Below are 26,005 nucleotides of genomic sequence, written 5' to 3' on the forward strand. Positions count from 1 at the left end.
AGCCTCGCCGTGTCACGTGGCGTGGGCCGATTTTCGAGTGGAGTCCTCCCCTGCGGCGGCCGACGCCTTCATCTGCGACTCTCCGCCACCTGGCCTTGGAGACAGGACCTTGCCGCCGCGTTCCGCCGACTCGCTGCCCTGCCCGCCGGCTGACCGGCATCGGCCGACTCTCAGCCGCCCGCCGCTGACCGTTTATTGGACACACCCGCCTCTGCTGCCCGCAGAAGCGGCGTGATGCAGTGTGAAGGCAACGGAGGTCACGCTCGTCGTCTTCCGTCCGTCCGGCCGGAGCTGCCCTGGTCAGTCTTCGAGGAGATCGCTGACTTCACGCTCACCCCGGCCCCGGCCCCGGCGCAGGGCACCTCTCTCGCCGCCTTCTTCGTCCGGGCCAGCAAGGTGACCGGGAAGAAGCGAACCCGGGAAGGCCAGTCCCCTCGTCTACGCATCTGCTACTTGAAAGTACGAAGCGGCTGGGTAGATGCAGGGCTTAAGGACTGTTAGAGTCCGCATGCGCTGCTCGGGACAGGGTGGCGAGATGGCCGGTCCGACCCCCAGGTCTGCCCCTGAGCGGCGTACATCCGTGAGGCAGTCAGCCGTTGTGATGCCGTGGCAATGCTGCACCGACGATGCCCGTGCGCCTCTTCCGCTCCGTACCGCCCATGCCCGCCTTTGAGGCCCATCCCCCGTGTACCGCTCGTCGCTTATCGCCCATCAGATGGGGAGATCCACATGAAATCAGGACTTCTGCGCCGCTTCGCCACAGGCAAGACGGTCCTCCTGGGTGCCGTTCTGGCCCTGGCCGTGCCGGGAACCGCGTACGCCAACACCGTGAGCGTGACCGTGAAGACCCCCGGTGCCACCAGTGGTCCCGCCTCCGCCAACTCCGAGATATCGACCCACGCGGACTGTTCCAGCGGTCTGATCTCCGGTGGTGGGATCAACCAGGCCATCGGCACCGGCTCCAGCGTGAACGGCAACCACGTCAACGGCACCTCGCCCAGCTCCGACGACACCACCGAATACACCGGCTCCACCGGCGTCGTCGGCACCGATGTGACGCACTGGCTCGGCATCGGCGGCAGCGGGGGCCAGGTCAACGCCTCCTTCTCCACCACTCCTTACGCCATGTGCTTCACCAGCAACCTGATCCATCACACCCAGGTCGTCATGCACAAGGCGAACACCCCCACCGCCGGCGCGACCGCGGGCCTGGTCACGGCGACCTGCCCGGCCAACACCCGCCTGCTCGGCGGCGGCGCCCGGACCACTCCGGGCAACACGGGCAGCTTGAAGACGATCGCGAGCTTCCCCACCTTCAACAACTCCGCGCACGCCTTCGGCGCGAAGGCCGCGGCGGACGGAGAGACGAACCCCGACTCCTGGTCGGCGGTCGGCTGGGACTCCGGCGCCAACGGCGCCAACTACACCTACGCCTACGCGATCTGCAGCGGAAGCGGCATCAACGTCAGCGGCACCACGCTGAACGTTCGCCACACCGAGGTCAGCGGCCCGACCACCGGAAGCACCGGCCAGACGGCGACCGTGGGCTGCGGCCAGGGCGACGGGAACCTGGTCAGCGGCGGCGCCGCAATCAGCGGAGGCAGCGTGACCACCACCAATTTCACCGGGCCGGGTTCGGGCGGTGACCACCTCAACGGCAGCTTCCCCAGCACCTCCGGCGGCGCCGCGGTCAGCGACGGGACCACCACGGCGGCGTACTGGACGGCCTCCGCCCACACCGGAGCCCAGTCCTCTCCCGGCACCTACACCGACGCCTGGGCGCTGTGCGCCAACGACGGCGTCTGAGGCAGCCGTTCCCGTCAGCCGGACAACCGGCCGTGCACCTGAACCCACGAGAGAGACTCCTATGAGCCTGAAATACCTGCGGGGCTCCGCCTCGGGCAAGGCCCTGACCCTGGCCGCCCTGCTGACCGTCGCGGTGCCGGGAGCCGCGTACGCCAAGACCACCGACGTCACCGTCGTCACTCCCGGACCCACCATGGGTCCCCCGACCCCCTTCACCGGGGTCTCATCACACGCCGACTGCCCCGACGGCCTCGTTTCCGGCGGCGGGGCCGACCAGGCCATCGGCAGCGACGAGATGTCCAACGGCAATCACGTGATGGGCATGGTGCCCAGCGCCGACGGCGCCACCGAGTACATCGACACACCCGGGATCGTCGGCACCGACGCCACGCACTGGATGGCGTTCGGCGGAAGCGGGAGCCGCAGCAGCGACGCCTTCTCCACCACCCCGTATGCGATCTGCCTCAACAGCAACCTGATCAGGCACACCCAGGTGGTCATGAACAAGGCCCAGGGGCCGTCCGTCGGGCTGTCTTCCAAGCTCGTGACGGCGACCTGTCCCGCCGACACCGTCCTCATCGGCGGCGGCGCCCGCACCACCCCTGCCAGCGTCGGCAGCCTCAAGCCGATCGCCAGCTTCCCCACCTTCAACGACGCCGACCACCACTTCGGCTCGATCGCAGCGGACGACGGCGAGCGCAACCCCGACTCCTGGACGGCGGTCGGCGGGATCGGCGGCGGACGCGGCGCCGACAACATGACCTACGCCTACGCGATCTGCAGCACGGATGAGATGGCCTGCCGGTCCGGCCGGCCAGCATGGTCGTCCCACCGGCCACGTTCGCACAACCCTCGCCTTCTCGAAAGAACGTTCCACCATCCCCCGGATGGAGCACCCCCCGCCGACGACCCCACGGGAGCGCGCAGAACGGAGAACTGTGGGCGGGCGCTGATGGCGGCTTTCGCGCCCCGGTGTCCATTCCCAGCCGTTCCGCTGGGAGCCATTTCCCTGTGTGCCCCTTCCAGCTCCAAGGGATGCCGCTGTCCGGACGACGTCAAGGGCGCCACTTCTCGTGCAGCGCGCCGACCCGCCCGTTGGTCATGGTGAGGTCGAATGCTCTCGTCGTCGGCTCGAAGTGGGTCCTGCCGAGCGCCGCGAACCTCTCGGCCAGTTGTTCTAGGCTGACCTTCCGGCTCCACGTGGGGTCGCCGGCTGCAGGATCCGTGGTCATGCGGTTGATTTCGATGCGCGCGTCGGATGCGACCGAGAGGTCGACCGTCTTCTTGTCTGCATTCCGGATGTAGACGTCGTTCGGCGCACGGCCGATCCCGTCTGCCTTCGCGGCTGCCTGGGCTTCGGCTCCGGTGAGGTATTCGATCTCGTCGACGGTCAGGGTGTGCGCTTGCGGGTCCACGTTCTTGATGTACACCTGGTGCGTGCCGTCGGCGAGGGCAGCGGCCGGCGCGGCGGAGACCGTCGGCGGTGGTGTTGGTGATGTCTTCGGTGTCGGCGATGGCGACGGTTCCGTGGGGTGGACCTCGACGTGCTTGGCGTCCGGGGACGCGGGGATGGTGAGTTCTTTGAGGGCCGTGGTGAGTTCCGCGGAGGTGGTGACGAACCGGGGTGCGGGAGCCTTGGCCGCGGTGGCGAGTCGGGCGAGGGGCTGCTGTTGCTCCTGAGGGATCTTGTAGCCGACGAACCGGAAGTCCAGCCGGACCCCGCTGTCCTGAGCCTTCGTGGCGACGGCGCGCTCGAGTGCGGCCCGGTCCGCCGTGCAGGCGTCGACTCCGTGCGAGGTCACCACGATGATCCGGTTGCTCTTGCTCCCACGGAACGGGTAACGGCCGGAGAATTCGCCGATCGCGGCCAGGAGGCCGCTCTCCAGGGTGGGTTGGCCCGACGGGGTCAGTGTGCGCACCGAGGTGTTGATCTTCCGGGCCTGCCCTGTGCCGGGCTCCACGATCGACTCGGTGTTGTGCCTGTCGCCGCACGTGCCGCCGAAGCGGCGCAGGGACAGGGAGTCCGCGTCGGCGGAGTTCTGAGCCGCGGAGCCGACGGCGTTGGTGATCGCGACGAAGTCCTCGTCGCTCTTGGTCTGCGAGGTGTCGATGAGGAACGCGGTACGGACGTCCGGGATCGCCTGGAGGATGAAGAAGGCGGCGACGCTGATCAGCAGCGCGGCGGCGAGGGACACGGTCAGCAGGACGCGCGACCGTCGTATGCGGCGCGGGAGCGGGTCAGGTGGCATGAGGTCTCCGTCGGCTTTCCGCGAAGGGTGGCGTGGAGGTCGTTCACAGCACTCGCCTCGTCGGCGCATTGCACTGCGGCCCGTCACGCAGGTGCCGCGTGGCTCTCCTGCAGCGGCCTTCCGGCTTCACCTCCTCCTGCTGCACGCAGATTCTCCCCAGGGGCGGAACAGGGAAACCGGCCCCGTTGCCTCCTCAGCGCGCTTCGCCAGTCCCCGCCGCCGGATCGTCCCTCGGGAGCCTCGCGGTGACCGGTCGCCATTGACGCGGGAGCGCCGCAAGCAGCTGGAGGAGATCGAGCCCGCCAGCGAGGACGAGAAGCCGAAACCGCGCACCAGCCAGACCGACAAGTGGGCTATGTACGTCAACGCCGCCGCCCAGTTCTTCGAGCGCGAGGGACACTTGGTGGTTCCCCGCAACCACGCCGAGGCGATCACCCTCGGCGGCGACGGCCAAGCGCAGCCGGACGTAACGCTGAAGCTCGGGACGTGAGTCGATAGCCAGCGCCGCCGGGCCGCGTCACCCCGGCTGGTGCGACGTCCTCGAGCTGCGCGCAGACATACCGCCGAGCCGCGTAGTTGCGGCGGGGAAGGCCGCCGACGCGAACCCGATGATGCGGTCGTTCGTCGACAGCGCGACCGCCGACTACCGCCCTTGAGCTCCGAGATGCGCGGTCGCCGCTCTTCCGGGCACTGCTGAGGGACTCATGACCTGACAGCGTGCCGGACGCCTCGAGTCGAGTCGAAGAACAGACGCGGTCTCTTCGGTGGGTCATGGCGGCGACCTTGTCCGCTATGGGACGGAGCGTCGGTTGCCTTGGCCGAGGAGTCCCACCCCGGTTGCCCTTTCCGCCCACGGGGAGGTGAAGGTGCGTTGCCCGAAGACGCACAAAGCCTGCCCCTCGGTGCCGTGTTGACGCATCTCTCCTACGGATCGGCCATCAGGGGCGTGTTTCACTTGCCTGACCGCCTGTCGGACAGCCCGCTTCATGAAAGCGCGAGGTGACGAAGGATCCATGATCTCCGCGAAGGACAAGAACTCCACGGCCAAGCGCGATCCTGCGCCCCGGCACCGTCCCGCGGCTCCCGCGAGCGCCGCCGATCAGGGGCTGCTGGGGCTGCAGAACGCGGCGGGGAACGCCGCCGTCGTCCAGATGCTCCGGCAGGCCGGCCATCCGTGGACCCAGGAACGGCACGAGCACAGCGACAGCTGCGGTCACCGGGCAGAGGCGGCAGTGGTGCAACGTTCCACCGCCCACGATGTCTTGCGGGGGCCCGGGCGACCGTTGGACGACACCACCCGGTCCGAGATGGAATCACGTCTGGGTGCCGACTTCTCGGACGTACGCCTCCACACCGACAGCTCCGCGAAGCGGTCCGCGGCCGAGCTGGGCGCTCGCGCCTACACGTCGGGAAGCCACGTGATCATCGGAGAGGGCGGGAGCGACAAGCACACGCTCGCCCATGAGCTGACGCACGTGATCCAGCAGCGGCAGGGGGCCGTCGCGGGCACCGACAACGGCGCGGGCCTGCGGGTGAGCGATCCCTCGGACCGTTTCGAGCGCGCGGCCGAGGCCAACGCCCGGGCCGTAATGAGCCGTCCGGTGCCCGCGCGGTCGCCCGAAGTCCAGCGTTCCGTCGTCCCCGAGGCGCGGACGGCGCTGGCGGCGCCCGTACAGCGGGCCGTCGTGGTGGGCAGGCGGATCTACTCCAACTCCCATCCTCAGGCGCACGAGAAGAACCCAGAACCGCTGTGGAAGCAGCTGGAGAACTGGGTCCAGAACGAGCCTGCCGGGCGCCAGTCCGAGTTTCGGAAACATGGGTCGGCTCTGAAGAAGCAGTTGACCAAGTGGGTCGACGACCTGGGGGCGGGCGAGAAGAACACCCAGGGCGGCTCCGGCCATCACCATCCGGTGTACGGCCGCAAGATCCGCAACCACAGCTTCCCCGACGTCGAGCAGCTCTACCAGAGCCTGTTGGGCTGGGTGGTGCAGAAGCCGGGGCGCCACCGTGAGAAGGAACTCGCCCAACAGGTGAAGGGAAACGACGAGATCGAGGTCTATCTCGACATTCTTCTGGCCCGAGTTCACCGCTGGATCACCGAGCTCGCCCTGAAGCCGCTGGATCCGGGCAAACACCAGCAGATCATCCAAGAGCTCCAGACCGGTCTCGTGAACCAGCAGGAGTACGGTACCTACCGGACCCACTTCGACATCACGGCGGCCGCGCGCAACCCCGCAGTGAAGACGGGAATCAACGGCAACATGCTCGCCGTACTGGGGCATCCGGAAAAGTACAGCATGCGTGACAAGGTCGTGGTCCTGCACGATGTGATGGAGTACTTCCTCGCCGCACGCCACGGTGCGGCGACCGCGGGCAGCGGTCTCCTCGGCGCCCCGACCGCGGACCAGAAGCGCGGGACCTCGAAGGTGGACCTGTTCGGCAACCGGTCCACGACGGTGGCCAGCAAGGGAATGCACGTCGACCGCAATGTCGGCTTCATCACCCGCGACGAGAAGGACCCCACGACCGTGCTGGCCCGGGACTACAAGGTCCCCGTCTGGGTGGGCCAGTCGGAGACGACCGCGCGCATGTTGAACCTCGGTGCTGTGGCCGGTGGCGACAACGTCGAGCTCGGCGCCGCCGCGTGGGCGCTGTTCGCCTTCTGGCGCCTCGACTACGACCACACCGTCACCTTGGGCTACCACACGCTCCACGAGGTGCTCGACATCGCGAACAATTTCGGGGTTCCGTACAACCTGCTGCAGCCGGAGCAGGGACTGCGGGGGTACCAGCCGGGCAGTCTCCTCCACAACCTGAGGGGTTGGCACAACCATATGGAGGACGAGGTGGACAAGCTGGAGAAGCCCGTCGAGGAGTACGACAAGCGCGCGTTCGGTGCAGGCCTCACCCCTCTGACCCGATCCCTCACTCGCCTCGAACGCCTGGTGACCGCCCTCGCCCGGGTGTCCGCCGAGGTCCACAGCGCCGAACAGGCGGGGCGGCGCGAGGAACGGCAGGGCGCCTTGCGTGAGTTCGCGATGCTCTGCCAGCAGGCCATCAGACTGTACCAGACGATCTGCAACGCCCTCAAGGCGGCGCCCCCGCCGCTGCCCGCGCAGGCGGGCGCGCCAGGCGCCGTACCCACTGCTCCCGCCGCGATCCCGTAGTGCCCGACCTGCGCGCCGGGGCCGGGCCGCCGCCCCTGATCCCTAGGAGACAGGCGGGGGCACGGCCGGGCCCAGGTGGTTTCCGACGTCCTGCAGCCGGTCGCCCTGGGCAGCCAGCATGCGGCGGACCACGGGCTCCGGCATGCGGATCACCACCGGCTGCGCGAGGGTCGTCTCCCGCACGGCCGTGGTCGCGCGGCCCCGGACCCTGCCGGTCACCTTGGCCACCACCCGGACGTCCAGCGTGAACTGGACCAGGACCGCCTTCATCTTCGGCTTGTGCAGCGGCATCGAGCCGGAGGAGTTCGCCGTGGCCTCGGTCGCGCCGCCCGAACCACCCGTGTTGCCCATCAGCTGGTTGAGGCGGAACTCGGTGGCGTTGAGCACCCCCGCACCGAAGACCGGGCGGGCGGCCCTGCCGTGGTCGGCGGAGCTCAGGCCGTCCGCCTGCGTGGGGCGGGGCGCCTCCAGATGGCTCTGGCCGACCGTCTCGAAGGTCATCTTGTCGCCGAGGCCCAGGACCCGCCCGTTGCGCAGCCGCGCGTGCAGGGAGGCCCGCAGGTCCTGGCCCTCCGCGCCGGAGGCGTGCACCGGTGGCAGGTCTGCGCCGGCAGAAGTGAGCAGCGGCAGCGCGGCGATCATCCACTCGGTGGACACCGCCTCGTTCAACGCGTACGCCGCGGCCTGTCCCTTGTCGCGGAACCGATCGCCACCGCCCGCCTGCCGGATCGCCGAGTTCACCAACTCCCGGACTTGCGGCGCCCCTTGAAAACCGTTGACCTGTGCCTCCATCGGAAGCCGTACGCCGGCCGCCCGCCAGGCACCGAGGGCGACCCCACCGTCGTCGCGCCCTCCCCGCGCGGCGAGTCGTACGTCGTCCGCCGGGAGCCGCACGCGGGACAGCGCCTCCAAGTCCTTGCGCAGGATGCGATGGGCGAGCGTCAGATGCGCCAGCTGGGCGATCTCCAACCGGGTGTTGCCCTTGTACAGTTCGAGACTCGCCCGGATCGGGAGGCGCATCTTGGCCGACTTCGCGGAGCTGTCCGCGACGGACTTCATACCGAGCTGGGCACGGTTCGCGGCGCCGCTACGCCGCGAACCACCGGACGCGTAGCCGAGGCCAGCCGCGCCGCCGACGCCTTTCAACTTGCCGGACCCGCCGTCGGGTTTGCCCGATCCGGCGAGGATGCCCTCGATGCCGGTCGCCGCGCCCTCGTCGTGGAAGGAGGCCTGCTGCACGACGGCCGAGGTGATGTACTCCATGTCCCGGCCGTCGTTCGCGTCGCCCTCGGAGCCCCCGTCGCCCACGCGGCTCACCTTGAACACCGCCCAGTACGGGGTCTTGCGGCCGTCGAACAGCTCGACGGTGACCCCTCCGTCCATGGCACTGGACAGGATCCCGGCCGAGCCGTCCCGGTCCAGGACGCGCAGCAGCCGCTGCACGTTGTCGTTGCGGTCGCCCAGCTGCTGCCGGGGCAGCAGGTCGTCGGCGAGGTCCCGGTGCCGGCCCGCGGCGAGGCGGGTGCGCAGTTGCCCGAGCAGCGGGACGAAGTCCGGCAGTCGCTCGATCATGCCGAAGCCCAGGGCGCGGTCGCTGCCGAGCCTCGAGGCGGGACCCGCGACCCGCGCGGACGAGGACGAGGACGTACCCGCCCCTGCTCGGGTGTTGGCCCGCTCGGCGGCGGTCCGGGAGCTTTCCGCCCGGGTCTCGCCCTGCGCCGCTGGCGGGACGGAGGGGTTCGAGTTCGGCGCGGTGGTGGCGTCCAGCCTCAGTTCCCGCCGGATCCTCGGCGGCAGCTGCGCCTCCGTCAGCCACACCCCCGCTGCGGCCGGCAGGGTGCGGACGCCCTTCGCCACGTAAGGCCCGCCGCCGGTTGCCTTGACCTCCGCGACCATGTTGACCAGCACGTCGCACAGGACCAGATACAGCGGGGCCTTCTTCGGGGTATGCGCGTTGCGCTCAACGGTGCCGGACAGACTGAAGGCCTCGGCGGTTCCCTCGCTGGTGGTGCGGAACGTGGACAGGCCCTGGCCGGTGCGCCACGCGGGGCCGTTCTCGGAGGCGGTGAAGCCGAACTGGACGGTGCTGGAGGTGCCTTGGCCGCTCTGCCCCGCCGACTGGTGTCCGCCGAGCACGAAGGTCTCGGTGCCCGGGCCCGCGCCCTTGTGCAGGAACTTCGGGTTGGCCAGGGAAAGCCGGGTGCCGACCGCGCCGTTCAGGCCCGCGAGGCGCCGCGGATAGCGGAGGTTCTTCACCACCCAGCCAGAGGACGCGGCCTGCCGCAGCGCGCCCTGGATGGCCCGCTCGCCGAACCGCTCCTCGATCGCCAAACGCGGGGCGAGCCCCTCCGTGGCCAGCGCCGGGTCCTCGCGCAGGCCCTTGTTGCGGGCGGCCGCCCGGGACAGCAGCTGGAGAGCGAGGTCCCGGACGGGCTCCCCGTCGAGGGTCTCCACCAGCTGCCAGTCCCGCAGCAGGGACCCGGTGGAGGGCTGCGGGGTGAGCGCGGCCAGGTCGCCGATGCCCTCGGCGTTGAAGTCGTGCTCGGGAGCGGCGGCCTGGCCCCGGCGCGCCGCGGCCACCGCGTCGAGCCGTTCCTTGCCCGCCTGGTCCACCGTGAACTCGGCCGGGGTGAGCAGCCGCACGTCCTGGGGCCCGAGGTTCATGTACGCCATCGTCTCGGCCTGCGGGACCGTCCGGCCGGGCGCGTCGGGAGTGAGGCTCCGGGCGAGTTTGCGGGGCCGGGAGGTCATGGTGACCTCCACGTCGAGGTTCAGGGCGGCCCCGAAGGCGCTCGCCGTGTCGGAGCCGTTGGCCACGATGTCCGTACGGCCGGTGGGGCCCGCCTGGTTGCGGCGGGTGCCGATGCCGTGCCTCTCGTAGCGGGCCGCGCCGGTCAGCACGCCGGGGACCAGACGGGCCTGGCCCAGGACGAGTCCGCCGATCGACCGCAAACTGCTGCGCCCGCTCTGCGCATTGCCCGAGACACCGGAGTGGCTGCGCACCGACCAGTCCTTGATGTCGCCCTGGTAGGAGGTGCCGCCCAGTGCGCCCTTCACGAGGAGCTGCACATCGTGGGCGTGCAGGCTCGTCTTGCGGCGCAGCCGCACCCGGATTCCGGTGGACAGCAACTGGTCTTTGTTGATGCGGAGGTTGGTCTCCGAGAGGGCGGTCGTCAGCTCGCGGTGGTTGCGCCGCTGGGCCTCGGCCTCCTCGCCGCTGAGGTCGGCGGCCGGAGGGGTGGCGCCGAAGGCGGGAAGGTAGCCGGCCAGCCGGGGGTCGGTGGCGAACAGGTCGCGCACCGCCCGCACCATGGGACCGGTGTCGAGCCCGCTGAGCGCGACGCTCGAACCCTTGCCGCCGAAGGGGAGGTGCCGCTCGACGTCCACCTCGTCGCCGTTCTCGTCCGTCCTCGTGGGCTTCCTGACGAAGTCCCCGGCCTCCATTCCCGACGGTAACGGCAGACCGAACGCCTTCGCCTCGTCGGCCCGCAGGCTGATCCACACGTTCATCGAGTGCCCGGCCACCCGGGTTCCCGGGCGCAGGACCATGTCCGGCGAGCGCGCTCCCGTACCTTCCACGGTGAACCTCACCGTCCCGAGGTAGAGCGCCTTCTCGCCCCGGACCTCGGCGCCCTGCCGGCTGGAGACGGTCTGGTCGGTCACGGTGAAGCGCGCCTTGCGGGCGGCCGCGACCGGCATGGCGGTGGCCCGCACGACGGCCGCGTTGCCCGACGCCCCGACGCCGATCGCCGGGCCCGCTCCGCCCTGGACGGACCGCCCCTTGCCCGCGCTCTCCGTGACCGAGGTCTGCGTCTGCTGGTGGGTGCGCAGCTGGGTCTTGCCGGTGCTCCAGGCGGGCGAAAGGCCCGTGATCGCGGCGCGCAGGTGGTAGCTGCCCACCGTCGTGCCGTCCTTGGCCTGCAGGTCCTCGCCGACCACGCCGTCGCGCAGCAGCCGGGGCAGGTCCTCCAGGACGGTGGCCGTGGAGGTCGCCGCGTACAGCCGGGCCCGGCCGGGCGCGCCGGATTCGGTGATGGAAGGGTGCAGGACGGAGGCGACGGCGTCGAAGAGGCCATGACCACCTTGGTGTGGGGCGGCGCTGTCGGTCACGGCGACGGGGGCCAGGGAGTCCGCGAGGGAGACGGCCCGGGCGGTGGCCGCCGCCAGGGGCCGCGGCGGGCTGGGGGCGCCAGCCACGGTCGGGACGAGGTGCTCGGTCGGCACGCGCTGGGTGAGCGTGCCGGAGCCCCGGTAGGTCTCCGCGGTCCCGGCGCCGTGTTTCTTGATCCGTACCTCGTAGCCCACCTTACGCGGCACCTCGACCGAGCCCTTGTCACTGCGCAGCACGCGGGGTTCGGCCACGTTCCGCTGGCGGCGGGACTCGCGGGAGGACTGCCAGGGCTGGAGGCTGCCCGTGCCGGCGCCGCCGAGCCACAGCCCCGGGACGACGGGTGCGAGGCCGAAGGCCAGGCCGCCGGCGCCCTTGCTCGACGACCCGCCGGCCGTGGCGCTCGCGGTGGCGGCGGTGTTGTGCTGGACGTCGACCTTGGTGTCCTTGCCCTCGGGGTCCTCCAGTTCGGCCTGCGGCAGCCCTCCGGGGCCCGTCGGGGCGGCGGCCGGAAGGTCCTTGTAGAAGACGGGTGGCCGGTCGTCGGGTGCCCGCCGGATGCGGACGGTGACGTCGTACCACTCCGCGCCCGTCCTGCCCTGCACGGCGAAGGCGCGGCCGGACCCGTAGAAGCACTCCGGTCGTCCGGCCAGCTCGCTCGCGACGTCGGCGACGGTGCCGTCGCCGTGCCCGACCGCTGCGGCGATCGCGTGGCTCACGAAGGAGTCCCCCGTCAGCCCGTACGCCGTGGAGAGCCCTCCCGCCTGGAGGTCCATGAGGTACGACGGCAGCTCGAACCCGGTCTCCGTGCGTTCCTCGATGCCGGCCAGCGCGGGGCGGGGCCGTTGCTGCGGCGCGGGCCGGGGGGCGCCGTTCCGCGCCCGCCGCACCGCGTTCGCCGTGGCCGCGTTCCCCGCCGACTGCTGGAAGGCGAGCAGGGCGTGGGGATCGGCGGCGGGTGCGGGTGCGGAGGTGGGTGGCCTGGTGGGGCGGGGCACCCGGGGGCCCTGATGGGAGTCGCCGGCCCGGCCGTTGCCCGGCTGTGGTTGAGTCCGCACGCTGCTCCGCCCTCTCCGATGTCCCGACCGAGTGCTACTGCGATCGGCTGCTGTTCGACGGGCCGAAGAACTCGATCTCGGCTATGGCGACTTGCTTGTCGGGGGCAGTGCCGTAGGCCGAGCGCAGGTTGAAGCGCACGGCGGTGGTGTCGCCGACCCTGAAGGTACGGCGCTGGCCACCGGCACCCTGGTCGAGGGTGAGCACGCGGGTGGTCGTCTTGCCGTCGGCGGTGGTGATCACGGCCTCGACGCGGTGCGGGAGGGCCGACTGGGAGAGCTGGTCGGCGCGGGTGGACACGCCCGGGGTGATGATGACGTCGAGCAGCCGGGTGGGCCTGTCGAAGCGGGCTTCGACCCACTCCCCCGCCCCGGACTGGCTGACCCCCGGGCCCCACCAGGTGTTGTTCAGCTTGTCGAAGACGAGCTGGGGCTCGTGCCCCGGGTAGGAACGTGAGGCCGCGATGCTGTCCGGCCCGACCGGGGTGCGCTTGGCGAAGTGATCGCGGACTGCGTTGACCGCGTCGCCGGTGTAGACGATGGCGGTGATCAGCAGGGCAAGCACCGACGCCCAGAGCACCCAGGTCATGAGGTATCCGAAACCGCGCCGCAGCCGCGGCCGGTCGCCGGCCCACGGGGCCTCCCGGTTGCGGAAGTCCAGCATGCGGCGCCACCAGGGGCGGCGCACTGGGACCGCGGGGCCTTCGGAGAGCGGCATGGAGCACAGGACGCAGAAGTGCCGGTCCGGCCGGTTGGGCGTGGCGCACCAGGGGCACGGGACACCGCCCTCGGAGCCGGGCTCCCGGCCCGGAGTGCGGACCTGGGGGCGGTCCGCGAGGGGACGGCCCGGCAGTACGGGCGCCACGGACGGTGTCACCGCCGCCCGCGCTTCGGGATCGGCGACGGGCACGAGCAGGGACCTGGCCCGTGCGGCGGGGTCGTCCGGGGAGGCGACCAGGGCCGCGGTGAGCATCGACGACCCCGCGCCGACGGCGGGGTCCGCCCCGGCCGTACCCGGCTCGGTGGCGCCCCGTCCGCCGGAAGCGGGCCTGGACGGGCTCGCGCCGTCGGAGTCTGCCTGCGGCGCCCGCGGCTCCGACCGGGCCCCGCCCCGGCCGGTCGGCGCCGCATCGGCGTCGGCGCGGTCGGCAAGCCCCGGGCCCGCATCGTCGCCGCCGTCGCTCCGGGCAGCGGCCCGCACGGTCTCCTCGACTCCGGCACCGGGCCGGTCGCCCGCTGCCGGGGCGGGGCCGGACGTCTCGCCACGCGTTTCCGTACGGTCGGCCCAGCTCAGCACCGAGCCGCAGGAGTCGCAGAAGGACTGGCCGGGTTCCGCCCGGGTGCCGCACTCGGCGCAGTTCGCGGCCCCGTCCCTCCCGGGACCGCGGGCAGGGGTCTGGCTGCTCATCTCTCGGGGTTCCTTTCGGTGGCGGTCACCTGGACCGTGTAGGGCATGTGGGCGGGGCGGGCCGCCGCCACGAGGCTGTCGAGCCGGTGTTCGTCCGCGCGGGTCGGGTCCGGCAGCCGCAGCACGACGCGCAGCCGCGGGCGGCATTCGCCGGGGACCGGTCCGAGCGGCCGGGCGCTCCAGTCGGCGCCTCCGCTCTCGCTGATCTCCGGTTCCACGCCGAAGGCCAGCCGGATCGCCTCGGACAGGCCGCGCCGGGTGCCTCGTACCCGGTGCAGATACACGGCGGCGGAGACGGCCGCCCGCAGCCGGTCCTCGGCTTCCGTGCCGTCGGTCTCGGCACCGACCCAGCCACCGAGCCAGCGGGTGAAATCCATCGGGGCCAGTACCGGGGTGAAGTAGGAGTCCAGGCAGTCCAGGACGGTGAGGATCGGAGCGAGGACCTCGTCCAGCCCCGCGACGAAGCGCTGCGCCAGCTCGTCGTCGGCGAAGACCGCGGGCAGCATCTCGCCGAGGGGCGCGGAGGACCTCAGCCCGTCGATGGATCCCCTCGTGCTCATGCGTCGTCTCCGATCACACGCACCCGGTGGTCGAAGGAGAACACCAGCGCCGGCGGTTCGAGGTCGATGCGCTCCGTGGCCTCGCCCCGCTTGCCGGTCAGCGGGTCCGCCGGATGCAGCAGGACCTCGTCGACCAGCTCCACGCCGGGCACACGCTGGAGCACCGCGAAGATCTCGCCGGCCTGGACCCTGCGGCCGAAGGGCCAGCCCGAACCGTCGGCGCCGCCGGTCAGCGGGTCGAGGTGGCGGTAGAGGGCGTCGTGCGCCTGCCGCCGCACCCGGTCGGTGTCCACGCCGCGGAAGGCGTGCACGGTGGCGACGACGGTGACGCCCTGGTAGAAGGGCGGGCCGACCGCCAGCCGCGTCCCGATGAGCCTGCGGTCGTTGAGATGGCGGGTGATGCGCTGCAACAGGGCGTCACCGGGGACCAGTTGCTCGAAGCGCAGCCGCCCGCCGGGGTCCGGGACCGCCTGCGGGACCACCAGTACCCGTACCGCGTACGCCCCGTGCTCGCTCTCCTCGCCCTCCAGGCAGGCGATCCGGGCCGTCTCGGGGGCGGCACGGCGCGCCAGCTCCTCGTAGTCGCGCAAGGTCACCGCACGCTCGTGCGCCCGCAGGGTGATCGGCGCCCGCGTCTTGGCCTCCTGCACCGTCTCGCCGTCGACCCCGCCGCGCGCCGCCTCGCGGTTGACGACCTCGCAGACGTACGGGACGGAGGTGCGGAGCACCTGCACCGCGCCGCGCGCGACGTTCCCGGCCCGGCCGCCGCCCTTGCGGTAGCGGCGCGCCCGGACGACCGCGCCCTGTGGAGGTACCGCCCCGTACTGCCGCAGGGTGCCGTCCGGCTCCCGTACCGCCGGCCCGAAGGCGATCTCCCCGGTCGCGGCGTCGAGCGTGATGTGCCGGTCACGCGGGCCGGAGCCGGCGAAGTGGGGCACGACGTCCCAGTCCCGCCAGCCGTCGTCCCCGGCGGTCTCCAGCAGCACCGGCGGGTCATCGCCCACCACGGGCGCGTGGGCCAGCCGCACCCGCTGGCCGGGCAGCCCGGTGGACTCGCCGAGGACCTCGTCGTACACGGTCTCGGCGTGCACGACGCCGGTGGTACCGCCGATGGTGAACGCCTCCGCGGACCGCACGCTCGGCGATGTCGTGTAGAAGGGCTGGTCGGGCAGTGGTTCGGTGACCCGGCAGCGCAGCCAGCCGGCCTCCCGCCCGCCGGTGCGGGACAACACGTGCCCGCCGGGAACGTGCAGCACGGCCTCGCCCGGTCGGTTGAGGCCGCCGGTACCGTCCCGGTCGACCTCGCACGCGGCCCAGCCGTCCTCGGTCCACGCCTCCCACACCAGCGGCGGCTGCCGCGGATCCACACCGACACCGTCGACCCGACTGTCCAGACCCAGCGCCACCGCACAGTGCGGCACGGCGGCGCTCAGCCCGAGCAGCATGCAGTCGCCGGGGCGCGGGGCCTCGGCGAAGCACATCACGTCCTTGGCCTCGGCGAGGTCGGCGGTCGCATCGGCGACGGGTTCGCCCTGGCGCTGCACCATGAGATGCACCAACTCACTCGGTACAATGCTCAGTTCGCGTTCGGTGGCGAAGACGACCGCCTCCTCGCTCTCCGTACGCGCGGTGGCGACCTCGGTGCCGACGGGCAGAACCACCGGTTCCTCCTGCGGCGCGGAGAGCCAGAACGTGACGTCCGTACGGGCGGCCGACGGCGGGAAGAGAGTGATGCCGACCAGGTCGAGGAAGGCCAGATGGTTCTTCTCCGGCACCCGGTTCAGCCGGTAGACGATCTGGTCGGCCATGTGCGCGACCGTCTCCACGAGGGTGACGCCCGGGTCGGAGACGTTGTGGTCCGTCCACTCGGGGGCGCGCCGCTGGATGTAGCGCTTGGCGTCGTCGACGAACTGCTGGAACCGGCGGTCGTCGAGGTTCGGGGAGGGCAGGGCCATCAGCGTTCGCTCTCATCGTGGGACGGGATCACGTAGAAGGGGAAGACCAGACTGCGCGGGTTGTTGGTGCCACGGATCTCATAGCGGACGTCGATGAAGAGCACGCCCTGCTCCGCGCCCGCGGTCACCTCGACGTCGTGCACCTCGATCCGGGGCTCCCAGCGGTCGAGACTGACGTACACCTCGTGCTGGATCCGGCCTGCGGTGGCCTCGTTGACCGGCGCGAAGACCAAGTCGTGGATGGCACAGCCGAATTCGGGCCGCATCGGCCGTTCTCCCGGCGCGGTGGCCAGCACCAGCCGGATGGCCTCCTCGATCTCCCGCTCCCCGCTGACCAGGGCGATGCCTCCGGTCGGGCCGATGCGCAGGGGGAACGCCCAGCCGGACCCGACGAACTGCTCGGCCATCAGCAGACCACCCGCCTTCTCCTTATCGTGTCGAACTTCACGAACTTCACGAACTTCACGACCGTCCGCGCCATGCCGTCGGCCGTCACGGCCTTCACGGCCCTCACGGCCCTCACGGGATCGGATACGGCTTGTTGTTGACCAGGACCATGCCCTGCAGCAGGAGCGAGGCGGCCCGAATGCCCACGTTCGCGGCGGCGTTGACCTGGATGGTCCCGGCCGCGCTCAGGGTCGCCGCGCCCGCCGCCTTGAGGCTGAGTGCGCCCAGCGCGTCCACGTTGACCGCCCCGCCGAGCGACCTGAGGTTGACCAGGCCGCTGCCCTGGATGTTGAGGGGACCGCCGCTCTTGATGGTCAGGGCCCGGCGTGCGCTCAGTGTGAGGTCCGTGCCCGCCTCCACCGACACCGACCGGCTGCCCTTGATGGTGACGGACCCCTTGCTGTCCACCGTGATCTCGGTCCTGGTGCGGTCGAGGTTGATGGTCAGCCGGTTGTCGCCCGTGGCAACGCGCACACCCTGCCTGCGCGCCCCCGTCGTCTGGCTGAGCAGGTCAAGCCGGTTGCCGTCCCGGTCGGACAGCGTGTGCCGGATCGCCTTCTTCCTCAGCCCGTCGTGCAGCGGCACGTCCCTGACCGGGGTCGGGGTGTCCCGGCCGTTGTAGAGGCCGCCAATGACGAACGGATGGTCCAGGGCCCCGCGGTCGAAGGCCACCAGCACCTCGTCGCCGACGTCCAGCGGGAAGACGCCGCCCCCCGCCTTGCCACCCATCTGCACGGTACGGGTCCAGTCGCTGACGTACGTGTCGTCCAGCCACGGGAACCGCAGCTTCACCCGGCCTTGCTTCAGCGGGTCCTGTACATCGGTGACCAGGGCGTTGGCCACGCCCGGCAGCCTCGGCGCGGCCGCGCCACCGCCGGCACCGGAGGCAAGGCCGTACAGGGAACGCCACTGCCGGCCGCTGACGGTCACCCAGGTCTGGTAGTGGCTGTCGTCGCCGAATACGTGCCGGACGGAGGTGACCGTGTACTTGCCCTCGAACGGCGTGCCCACATCCCTGAGCGTGACCGGCACACCGGGGCGCAGCTTCGGATTGCCGCGCACCGTGACCTCCAGCTCGGCGAAGGAGGAGGCGATGTCGTCGGCGAGGGACTCGGCGGCATACTTGACCTCGGACTGACGGTCGTACGGAGTCTCGGTCTCCGCCAGCTTCCCGGCCTTGAACGCAGAGGCCGCCTGCCCCGGGGTGGTGCCGATGGCGACGGCCTGGGTGCCGGTCGCGGGCGCCGTCGCGGTGAGCGCCTTCTTGGTGGCGACGTCCCAGCCGCGCGACTCGACCTTGCCGATCTGGTCCGCGGAGGATACAGCGGCCCGGCAGCGCAGCACGTCCCGGCCGGCGTGCAGTACGAACGGGCTCTTCTCGCCGTCGGTGCTCGTCGGCGGTGCGCCGGACGCCGGGGCGGGCCGGACGAACCGGAACCTGCCCCTGGAGTCCAGCGACATGACCATCGCGTTCTCGTCGGCGAGCCGGGAGAGGAAGTCCCAGTCGGTGACGTTCGACTGGCTGATGAACTCGTAGACGGTCTTGGTGGGCTGGACCTTGCCGATCGGGATGCCGCTCTGGGCGGCCAGCTTCCGGGCGATGTCGGAGGCCGTCTGGTTGCGGTACGCGGCGACCCTGCGCTGCCGCATCAGCCGGTGGCCCAGGTCGTAGCCGCGTATCACGGTGAACGTGCCGGTGCCGTCGTAGTCGGTCTCCATGCCGGTCACCTCGCCGGTGAGCAGCGGCGACGCCGCGCCCTGGCCGGCCGAGACGGGCGCCACAACCACCTTGGTGCCGAACTTCACCTTCAACTCACCGAGCAGCAGCCCGTGCGGGTCACGGAAGGTGAGCCGGAATGCCCCGGGCACCCCGGCACCGAGGTCGACCCAGGCACCGACGAGATCGTCGGCGACCCGGTCCGGGAGCTTGCCGCCGCCGATCGAGACGTGGACGACGTTGGAGAAGGACGCCTGCACCATCAGTGACCGCCCAATTCTTCGGCCGCCGGCAGCACCACTTGCGTACCGGTCCGCAGCCCGGAAGGGTCGTCGATGCCGTTCGCCTCGGCGATCGCTCGCCAGGCGTTCGCGTCGCCGTACTCCCGCCAAGCCAGCGACTGCAGCGTGTCGCCCGCGACGACACGGTGCACGCGCTGTGCGGTGAGCGCGCCGGAGGTCGGGTTCTGCCCCTTGGTCCTGCTGGGGATTTCGTGCAGCCGCACCTGACAGGTGGCCCGGATCGGCACACCCGTCGTGCTGAACAGCGAGTAGGTGGCGTCCACAGAGGAGACGTACGCCGTGAAGCGCGCCGTCGAGAAGGATCCCCACTGGAACACCACCCAGGGGGTGGAGGGCTGCTTGGCGGCGATGCTCTTCGCGGTCACCTCACAGCAGGAGAAGAGGGCCTCCACCTTCTTCAGCACCGTGTTGCCGCCCGGCTCGCCGGAGGAGTCCAGGAAGATCTCCACCGTCATCTCCCGGGGCTCGGGCCCCATGAACTCCGGGACGGCGCCGTCGCGCACGGCGGCGGTCGGGGTGGTCTTCCACTGCGCACGCCGGCTGAGCGCGAGCTGTGACGGATTGAACCCGAAGGTGAAGTTCTTGATCAGCCCGCCGGGTGTGGTGCTCTGGCCGATCGGGGGTTCATGGATGGCCAACGAGGCGCGCACCAGGCTCTTGCCCGCACCGCCCTTGCCACCGCTGCCGCTTCGTCGTCCCGTGCCTGCCATGTGGCGTCGTCCCCTCAGTCCGTGAACCCGTGGTGCGTGATCTCGAGAACCTCCGTCGCCACACCGGGGCTGGCCGGGTCGAGGGAGGGCCCCTGCCAGCTGACGGGCAGCACGTCGATCAACCCCCAGCGGGCCACTTCGGAGCCGTCCGCGCGCAACGCGGCGATCTGGGCGGTGGGCCGGGTGACGCCGGTGGTCACAGAGGAGATCCAGGCCGCGACCTTGGCGGTCTCCGGCGTCAGGGGCCGGGTCAGCCGGATGGTGGAGAAGGTCACGCGGGACGGAAGCTGCCAGATGAACCCGTTGTTGCCGCCCTCCTGACGCTGCTCGATCTCCACCGTGGAGGACAGTCCTTCACACCCGTTGAAGAAGCCGAGGCTTTCGCCGTCGATGGTGAGGGTGAAGAAGACGGTGGAGCCCGGGTCGAGATGGCTGGGCATCGGGTGGGCCTTTCTGGCGCGGTGCCGGGTGGGTTGGGCTGCGGGGTTGCGGCGGGTCACTGGCGCGGGTCGCGGAGTCTCCCGACGCGCTCCCGGTCCAGGCGGAGTTCGGTACGGAGCTGCCGTGTGATCCGGCCGATGAGCCGGTGGGTCAGCTCGTCGAGCTGGAACTCGGTCAGGGAGCGGGGGTCGAACACACCGCCGGCGATCGGGGTGGAGGTGGATGCGGGCGGTGCCGTGACTCTCTTCTGTGCGGTGTGCTCCTTGTGCGTTCGCGGCGTCTTCTGCATCTTCTGCGTCTCGTGTGCCCTGTGAGTCGTGGGTTCGGGGGCGCGCTGGACGGTGCGGGAAGCCCGGGGCGGGGCTGGTGCCGGGGTCGTGCGGGAGACGGGCGGCAGTGGAGGGGTTGCGGGGAACCTCTGCACCGGCAGGACTGCTGCGGCGGGCAGCGCAGAGCGCTGTACAGAGGCGGGCACGTTGCCGCCGGCCACGGTCGGCCCGGCGTGCTGCTGTACGGGAGCGCGTCCGGCATGGCCGGTCGGCGTGCCCGGTACCGCCTGGGGCCGGGCGGCGACTCCTTGTGGCCGTTCCCGGGTCGCCCCGTTCGCCGACGACGGCTTCGGGGCGGCGAGACGCTGGACGGCGAGCCGTCGTGCGGGCGGCACGGTGCCGCCGGAGTCCGCCGCCTGGAGGCCACCGCCGCCCGGCGCGGCACCAGGTGTCGCGGGAGCGCCGGCGCGGGGCAGCACCGGGTGGACTCCGGCGGTCGGTACCGGGACACGCTGCACGGGCGGTACGGAAGGACCACGGCGCAGGGGTACGGCCGCCCGCGCCTGGGGCTGACGGGAGGCGACGGGCGGCGCACTGGCCGGCAGGGGGGAGGCCAACGCACGCGCGGGAGCAAGCGCGCGTACGGGAGCAACCGCAGGTGTCGCCGCAGGCGCGGGTGTCGGCACGAGCGCCCACACGGGCAGAGACGTGGGCCGAGGTACGGGGGCTCCGGCCGTGCTCGCAACGGCCCGCCTGATCCGGTCGTCGGAACCCGGGGCGCGCCCCGCGGTGGAAGGGACAGCGGCACGCTGGACGGCCTGACCCTGCCCGGGCATCGGCCTGGGGACCGGGGCCGCTGTTCCGGCGCCGCCACCGCTCCGTGCGCCGTGCGCTGACGTTGACGTTGACGTTGATGCCCTCACCGCACGTTGGACAGCGCCGGTTCCACCACCCTGAACGGTGCCGCCCGTGGGCGGCCTGGCGTCTCCCGGCGTCGCCGTCAGGGGCGCGCCCAACAGCGGCCGCCTGCGCGGCTGAGACCCGGACACCACCGGGGCCGGGGTGGCGGACACCGGCATGCTCGGGTCCGGCTGCCGTGCTGCGGCAGGAGCGCTCCCACGGACCGGCACCACTTCACTGGCGGACGGCGTCTGCCGGGACGCGGACGCACTGGGAGACCGTACAAGGGGCGTTACGGGAGTTGCGGGTGCGGACCAAGCCGGGACGGAGACCGAGCCGGCGGATATCGGTGCACCGAGTCCCGTACGACCTGCCCGGACGGGAGCGCTCCGCTGGACGGGGGTCGCCGGGCCGGTCGTCGGCGTGTTCCGGAGGAGCGTGCCGTTGGAGGGCGCGTGCCCCGGGGCGGAGGCCGGCTCGGGTGTCGGGGCTACGAGCTCGAGCGGTCCCGTCGTCCGTGCTCCCTCTCCGGCGATCCGCTGGACGGGGGTCGTCTGACCTGCCGTTGGCGTGATCCGGAACGGGGACGCGTCGCCGGTCGGCGCCGGGCGCGGGGCCCCAGCGGGCTCCCGCCCCGAACCGGAGCCGGACGTGGGCACCGGGGCCGCGGCCGGAGCCGGGCCAGGGCCGATGGACACGGGCAGGGCCGCTTCCGTCCCCCGTGCGCGGGCGGCGGCACTGCGCTGAACCGGTGTGGCCTCGCTGGTCGGTTGGGTGCTCCTGGATGCGAACGAGGCGGCTACCGGCCCCGGGCCCGGGGCACCGGAAGACTCCCGGCCCGAACCAGAGCTCGGGGCCGTGGCCGGGGCCGCAGCGGGGGCTGGGCCGACGGATATCGGTGTGCCGAGTCCCGTTCGGCGTGCCCCGTCAGGGGTGCTCCGCTGGACGGGGGTTGCCTGACCGGTCGATGGCGGACCGGGAGACGGGGAAACGTCGGCAGCTGGGGCCGGAGCCAGGGGCAGGCCACCGGACGACTCCGGGCCCGGGCCCGAGGCCGGATGAACCGAGCCGCCGGCAGCCCGTGCCGAACCGACGGGAGCGGGTTCCGAACCGACGGAACCGACGGAACCGACGGCAGCCGCAGAACCGGCGGAAGCCCCGGAACCAAGGGAACCAACGGAACCGGCAGAACCGGCGGAAGCGACGGAAGCGACGGAAGCGACGGAAGCGACGGAAGCCTTGGAACCAGCGGAAAGCGCGGAACCGGCAGCAGCCGCGGAAGCGGCCGCCCCACCGCTCCCAGCCACTCTCCGCGCCACCGGCAGCGCGCGGCGCTGCACCGCAGGCCCGCCTTGGGACCTGGTCAGAACGGTCGGCCGGGTCTGAGGCGGCTTCACGGGGGTCACCCCGACGCCCACCGGGCGGGATACCGGGACCGGAAGGGTCGCCCCCTGCACGGCCCTCTGCACCGGCAGTGCGCCGGCGGCCAGGTCGGCTGTCTCTCCGTACGCCACCACGGGCAGGGTGAGTGAGGGCAGTTCGAGTCCGGAGCTGGGCTTCGCCGAGGCCGTGAGCACCCCCTTGACCAGGCCGCCCGGCGCACCGTCGAGCACGGCATGGGACAAGGTCCCGCGGAAGGAGGGGTCCTGCCATGTGGTCAGGCGACCCCCGAACCCCGAGTCCGCGACCGGTCCGGCCGCACCGGCGGTCACACGCTGTATCGGCGGCAGCGCGGACCAGCCGGCCGACGGCCGGACCGTATCGGACACGGGCTCGACGGCATCGGACTCCGACCGGACCACCCCCGCCCCCGCCCCCGCACCCGCACCCGCCTTGGAACCCGGCTCCGCCGCGGCAGCTCGCCGGCCCCGGCGGCCACCGGCCAAACCATCCTTCAGTCGATCAAGAAGTCCCATTCCCTCACCCCTCCGCCGACGCACGTGCGACGAGCCCGGCGATCTGCTCGGTGTACCGGCGGCGGTCACGGTGTTCGAGGTCCAGGATCTCCTCCAGGCTCCAGTGGAAGTGGTAGGCGATGTACGCGATCTCCTCGTGCAGGCGGTCGGTCGCGTACGTCACGATTCCCCCAGGCGGCTCCCGCCGAGTTCGACCTCGAACGGCTGCTCGCAGTGCGGGCAGGTGACTCCCGCCCGGGTGTGGCCCTCGGCGTTGATCTGTCGGTAGAAGTCCTGCAGGAACGCGAGGTCGGAGGCGAACATGCTCTCCACCACCCCGTCGTGCACCATCGGCAGCTTGCCCAGGCGGGTGATCACCCGGCCGAGCAGCACCACGGACAGATAGGCCGGGCTCTCCTGCACCCGCACGTCCCGCAGCGGGATCAGCTCGTCCCGGGCGGTCGCGAGCCGCATGGTTCCGTCCCGGTGCACGGTCCCGGCTTCGTCGACGTATCCGCGCGGCAGTTCGAAGGCGAACTCCGTGCGCAGCCGCTGGGCAGCCGGAGCCCCGGCCTGCAGCCCCGGCGTCGCCGCCCCGGCTTCCGCCGAGGGGTCGGCGACCGGGACCGCACCGGCACCGGGGCCCGTGGCCGCACCACCCGCCCTGGGAGTCGTACGGCGCATTATTCGATGACCAGTTCTTCGAACGTGATGGTCACGGTCTCGGTGAGTGCAGCCGCCTCACCGGCCTTCACCGTGCTGGTGTCGATCTTGCTGCACCAGGCATTGCGCATGTTGTACCGCTTGACCGGGTTGTCCTGATAGTCCATCACCATGATGGTGGCGTTCTTCCGGGCCGTGGACATGTTGCCGTGGACCGACTCGCTGATCCACTGGTTGAAGGCGTTCGAGTGCGTCATACCGCGGACGACGGTGCACGTGCCGGCCTTCTTCACGCCCGGCAGCTTCTTCGTCACGGCCTTGCCCTGCGAGGAGACCTGCTGGTATTCGATGACGTCCTGTTCGATGCTGAGGCCGCTGACCTCCGCGAGGTACTCGACCATCACGCCGTCGATCTGGAGCCCGAAATTATGTGAGGTGAGGGCGTCACCCGGCTGGAGACTCATCTGTACTGTGTCCTTCCAAGAAATCGTGACCGCGTACGGGAAAAGGGAGAGGCAGGCCATGAACTCACGACTTGCGACGCGGAGCTCGGGGCTCTGACTCGGAGTGCTGGACTCGGTGCTGGACTCGGGGTGCCTGACTCGGCTCTACTCCTCCAGCTCCCCGCTGCCGCTGGAGAACTGGGCCAGTCGGAAGATCACGAACTCGGCGGGCTTGACCGGCGCGATGCCGATCTCGCAGATGACCCGCCCGAGGTCGACCGACTCCGGAGGGTTGGTCTCCTCGTCACACTTGACGTAGTACGCCTCTTCGGGCCGGGAGCCGAAGAGGGCGCCGTTGCGCCACTCGTTGACCAGGAAGGCGGAGACGTTGCGCCGGATCCGGGCCCACAGGTTGTGGTCGTTCGGCTCGAACACCACCCACTGGGTGCCGATGAGGATCGACTCCTCCAGGTAGTTGAAGTAGCGGCGTACGTTCAGGTAGCGCCAGGCCGGGTCGGAGGACAGGGTGCGGGCGCCCCAGACGCGGATGCCGCGGCCCGGGAAGGCGCGGATGCAGTTGACGCCGACGGGGTTGAGCAGGTCCTGCTCGCCGCGGGTGATCTGCATCTCCAGGTCCACCGCGCCCCGTACGACCTCGTTGGCGGGCGCCTTGTGCACGCCGCGCTCGGCGTCGTTGCGGGCCCAGATGCCGGCGATGTGGCCGCTCGGCGGGATCATCCGGGATTGGCCGGTGGCCGGGTCGAACGCCTTGATCCAGGGGTAGTACAGGGCAGCGTACTTGGAGTCGTAGCCCGCGGTCTCCTGTCGCCAGACCCGGATCTGGCGGGCGTTCAGGCCGGGCGGTGGGTCGATGACGGCGACGCGGTCGCCCATCAGCTCGCAGTGCGCGATCAGCCCGAGCTGCACCGCCTTGACCGCCTCCAGGTCGATCGCGCCGCGCTGGTAGGCGGCCATCAGGTCGGGAACGGCGACCATCGAGACCTCGTCGACTGCCTCCAGGCCACCGAAGCCGGTGCGGTCGGCGGAGTCGCCGAGGTACTCGGCGGGGCCGGGGTGGGAGACGGTCGCCCCGGACGGGACGGCCGGCACGGGAGTCGGAGCCGAGCCGGGGGCTGCCAGCGCCACCGTCTGGTTCTCGGGGCGCGCCAGCTGCCCGGCGGGAGCCGCCTCCTGCAGGGTGATGAGCTTGGACTGTTCCTTGACCTGCGTGACGACGTAGTTGCGGCCGCCCTTCTTGGCAGTCACGTCGAACGTCTCGGCGACCTTGTCGCCGTCCTTGACGATCAGCTTGAACCGCTCCGCGGGGCCGTCGCCCTCCGGGTCGGCCACCTCGACACTCAGTGCGCCGGGGGCCGCGGCCGCCACCGTGAAGGTGCCGAGCCGGTGCGGCTCACCGAGCGGCAACGCGGCGGGGGCCGCGGAGCTCTTCACCGCGGCGGGCGCGGCGGAATCGCCGGACACGCCCCCGGGGGCGCCGCCGACCCGGACGACATAGGCGGCCGTACCGCCGTTGTTGAAGAAGCCGTAGACGCTGTGCGCGAGGTAGTACCCGTCGGTGAAATCACCGAAGGACGCGACGTACTGGGTCCAGTTGGTGACCAGAGTCGGCTCGTTCAGCGGACCGGCCGGCGCGAGACCCACGAAGGCCGCCACCGAGGTACCCACACCCTCGATGGGGCGGGAGCCACTGGCCACCTCCTCGACGTACACGCCCGGCGACAGGTAGGACGGCATGCTGTGCTCTCCTCGGGTACGAGACGGGACGCCATCCACCCTCGACCGCGAGCCGGTCCGCCGAAACGGCCACCGGTACCTGTTCCGGGGCAGCACGGATGCCCGCAGGTGCAGCCCATGGCGGTGCCCCTTCGGGCAGGCAAGGGTGCCCCGGG

Annotated in this window: 18 protein-coding genes; 4 read left to right on the forward strand and 14 right to left on the reverse strand. The window is 71.4% G+C overall.

Translation table 11 applies throughout. The features are described 5' to 3' along the window. The first annotated feature begins 729 nt into the window (after positions 1-729). Both AB5J51_RS02270 and AB5J51_RS02275 read left to right on the forward strand, forming a co-directional pair. Entirely contained in the window at positions 730-1,806 is a 1,077-nt protein-coding gene (locus AB5J51_RS02270; protein ID WP_369776582.1) for a hypothetical protein, read from the forward strand. Positions 1,807-1,867: 61 nt separating this feature from the next. After that, entirely contained in the window at positions 1,868-2,914 is a 1,047-nt protein-coding gene (locus tag AB5J51_RS02275) for a hypothetical protein (protein ID WP_369776583.1), read from the forward strand. Here AB5J51_RS02275 and AB5J51_RS02280 read toward each other — a convergent pair. Next, a complete protein-coding gene (locus AB5J51_RS02280) occupies positions 2,862-4,055 on the reverse strand; it encodes a hypothetical protein (protein WP_369776585.1) in 1,194 nt (397 codons plus the stop codon). The two genes, AB5J51_RS02275 and AB5J51_RS02280, sit on opposite strands and share 53 nt — an antisense overlap. Positions 4,056-4,314: 259 nt before the next feature. Here AB5J51_RS02280 and AB5J51_RS02285 point away from each other — a divergent pair, with 259 nt between their 5' ends. Both AB5J51_RS02285 and AB5J51_RS02290 read left to right on the forward strand, forming a co-directional pair. Further along, on the forward strand, positions 4,315-4,545 hold the full coding sequence (locus AB5J51_RS02285) for a hypothetical protein (protein ID WP_369776586.1): 231 nt from the start codon (positions 4,315-4,317) through the stop codon (positions 4,543-4,545). A 523-nt stretch (positions 4,546-5,068) separates the two neighbouring features. Beyond that, positions 5,069-7,222: a DUF4157 domain-containing protein gene (locus tag AB5J51_RS02290; protein WP_369776587.1), complete on the forward strand. Its 2,154-nt coding sequence runs from the start codon at positions 5,069-5,071 to the stop codon at positions 7,220-7,222. Positions 7,223-7,264: 42 nt separating this feature from the next. Here the strand turns inward: AB5J51_RS02290 and AB5J51_RS02295 are convergent, their stop codons facing one another. The 13 genes from AB5J51_RS02295 to AB5J51_RS02355 all read right to left on the reverse strand — a co-directional run bounded on the left by AB5J51_RS02295 (position 7,265) and on the right by AB5J51_RS02355 (position 25,850). After that, positions 7,265-12,388, reverse strand: coding sequence for a hypothetical protein (locus AB5J51_RS02295; protein WP_369776588.1), 5,124 nt, complete (start codon positions 12,386-12,388; stop codon positions 7,265-7,267). A 34-nt stretch (positions 12,389-12,422) separates the two neighbouring features. Next, positions 12,423-13,793 (reverse strand): zinc ribbon domain-containing protein, encoded by a 1,371-nt coding sequence (locus AB5J51_RS02300; protein WP_369776590.1) that lies wholly within the window; start codon positions 13,791-13,793, stop codon positions 12,423-12,425. Further along, entirely contained in the window at positions 13,790-14,353 is a 564-nt protein-coding gene (locus AB5J51_RS02305; RefSeq protein WP_369776591.1) for a phage tail protein, read from the reverse strand. The genes AB5J51_RS02300 and AB5J51_RS02305 overlap by 4 nt, the downstream gene beginning before the upstream one ends. After that, positions 14,350-16,308, reverse strand: coding sequence for a putative baseplate assembly protein (locus AB5J51_RS02310; protein WP_369776593.1), 1,959 nt, complete (start codon positions 16,306-16,308; stop codon positions 14,350-14,352). The genes AB5J51_RS02305 and AB5J51_RS02310 overlap by 4 nt, the downstream gene beginning before the upstream one ends. Then, positions 16,308-16,715 (reverse strand): GPW/gp25 family protein, encoded by a 408-nt coding sequence (locus tag AB5J51_RS02315; RefSeq protein WP_136227093.1) that lies wholly within the window; start codon positions 16,713-16,715, stop codon positions 16,308-16,310. The genes AB5J51_RS02310 and AB5J51_RS02315 overlap by 1 nt, the downstream gene beginning before the upstream one ends. Positions 16,716-16,827: 112 nt before the next feature. Further along, a complete protein-coding gene (locus AB5J51_RS02320) occupies positions 16,828-18,735 on the reverse strand; it encodes a VgrG-related protein (RefSeq protein ID WP_369776595.1) in 1,908 nt (635 codons plus the stop codon). Then, a complete protein-coding gene (locus tag AB5J51_RS02325) occupies positions 18,735-19,484 on the reverse strand; it encodes a LysM peptidoglycan-binding domain-containing protein (RefSeq protein ID WP_369776597.1) in 750 nt (249 codons plus the stop codon). The genes AB5J51_RS02320 and AB5J51_RS02325 overlap by 1 nt, the downstream gene beginning before the upstream one ends. Before the next feature lie 14 nt (positions 19,485-19,498). Then, positions 19,499-19,924 (reverse strand): phage tail protein, encoded by a 426-nt coding sequence (locus AB5J51_RS02330; RefSeq protein ID WP_136227090.1) that lies wholly within the window; start codon positions 19,922-19,924, stop codon positions 19,499-19,501. 56 nt (positions 19,925-19,980) lie between these two features. Next, a complete protein-coding gene (locus AB5J51_RS02335; RefSeq protein WP_369776600.1) occupies positions 19,981-20,712 on the reverse strand; it encodes a hypothetical protein in 732 nt (243 codons plus the stop codon). Between the two features lie 2,302 nt (positions 20,713-23,014). Continuing rightward, positions 23,015-23,173, reverse strand: coding sequence for a DUF6760 family protein (locus tag AB5J51_RS02340; protein WP_168724423.1), 159 nt, complete (start codon positions 23,171-23,173; stop codon positions 23,015-23,017). Further along, the gene (locus AB5J51_RS02345; RefSeq protein ID WP_369776601.1) at positions 23,170-23,673 is read right to left on the reverse strand and encodes a hypothetical protein; all 504 of its coding nucleotides are present in this window, start codon (positions 23,671-23,673) and stop codon (positions 23,170-23,172) included. Before AB5J51_RS02345 ends, AB5J51_RS02340 begins: the two co-directional genes overlap by 4 nt. After that, entirely contained in the window at positions 23,673-24,116 is a 444-nt protein-coding gene (locus AB5J51_RS02350; RefSeq protein WP_136227087.1) for a phage tail protein, read from the reverse strand. Before AB5J51_RS02350 ends, AB5J51_RS02345 begins: the two co-directional genes overlap by 1 nt. 144 nt (positions 24,117-24,260) lie before the next feature. After that, positions 24,261-25,850 (reverse strand): phage tail sheath subtilisin-like domain-containing protein, encoded by a 1,590-nt coding sequence (locus tag AB5J51_RS02355; protein ID WP_136227086.1) that lies wholly within the window; start codon positions 25,848-25,850, stop codon positions 24,261-24,263. Positions 25,851-26,005 lie beyond the last annotated feature (155 nt).

This window comes from Streptomyces sp. R33 (assembly GCF_041200175.1).
GTDB classification, from domain to species: Bacteria; Actinomycetota; Actinomycetes; order Streptomycetales; family Streptomycetaceae; genus Streptomyces; species Streptomyces katrae_B.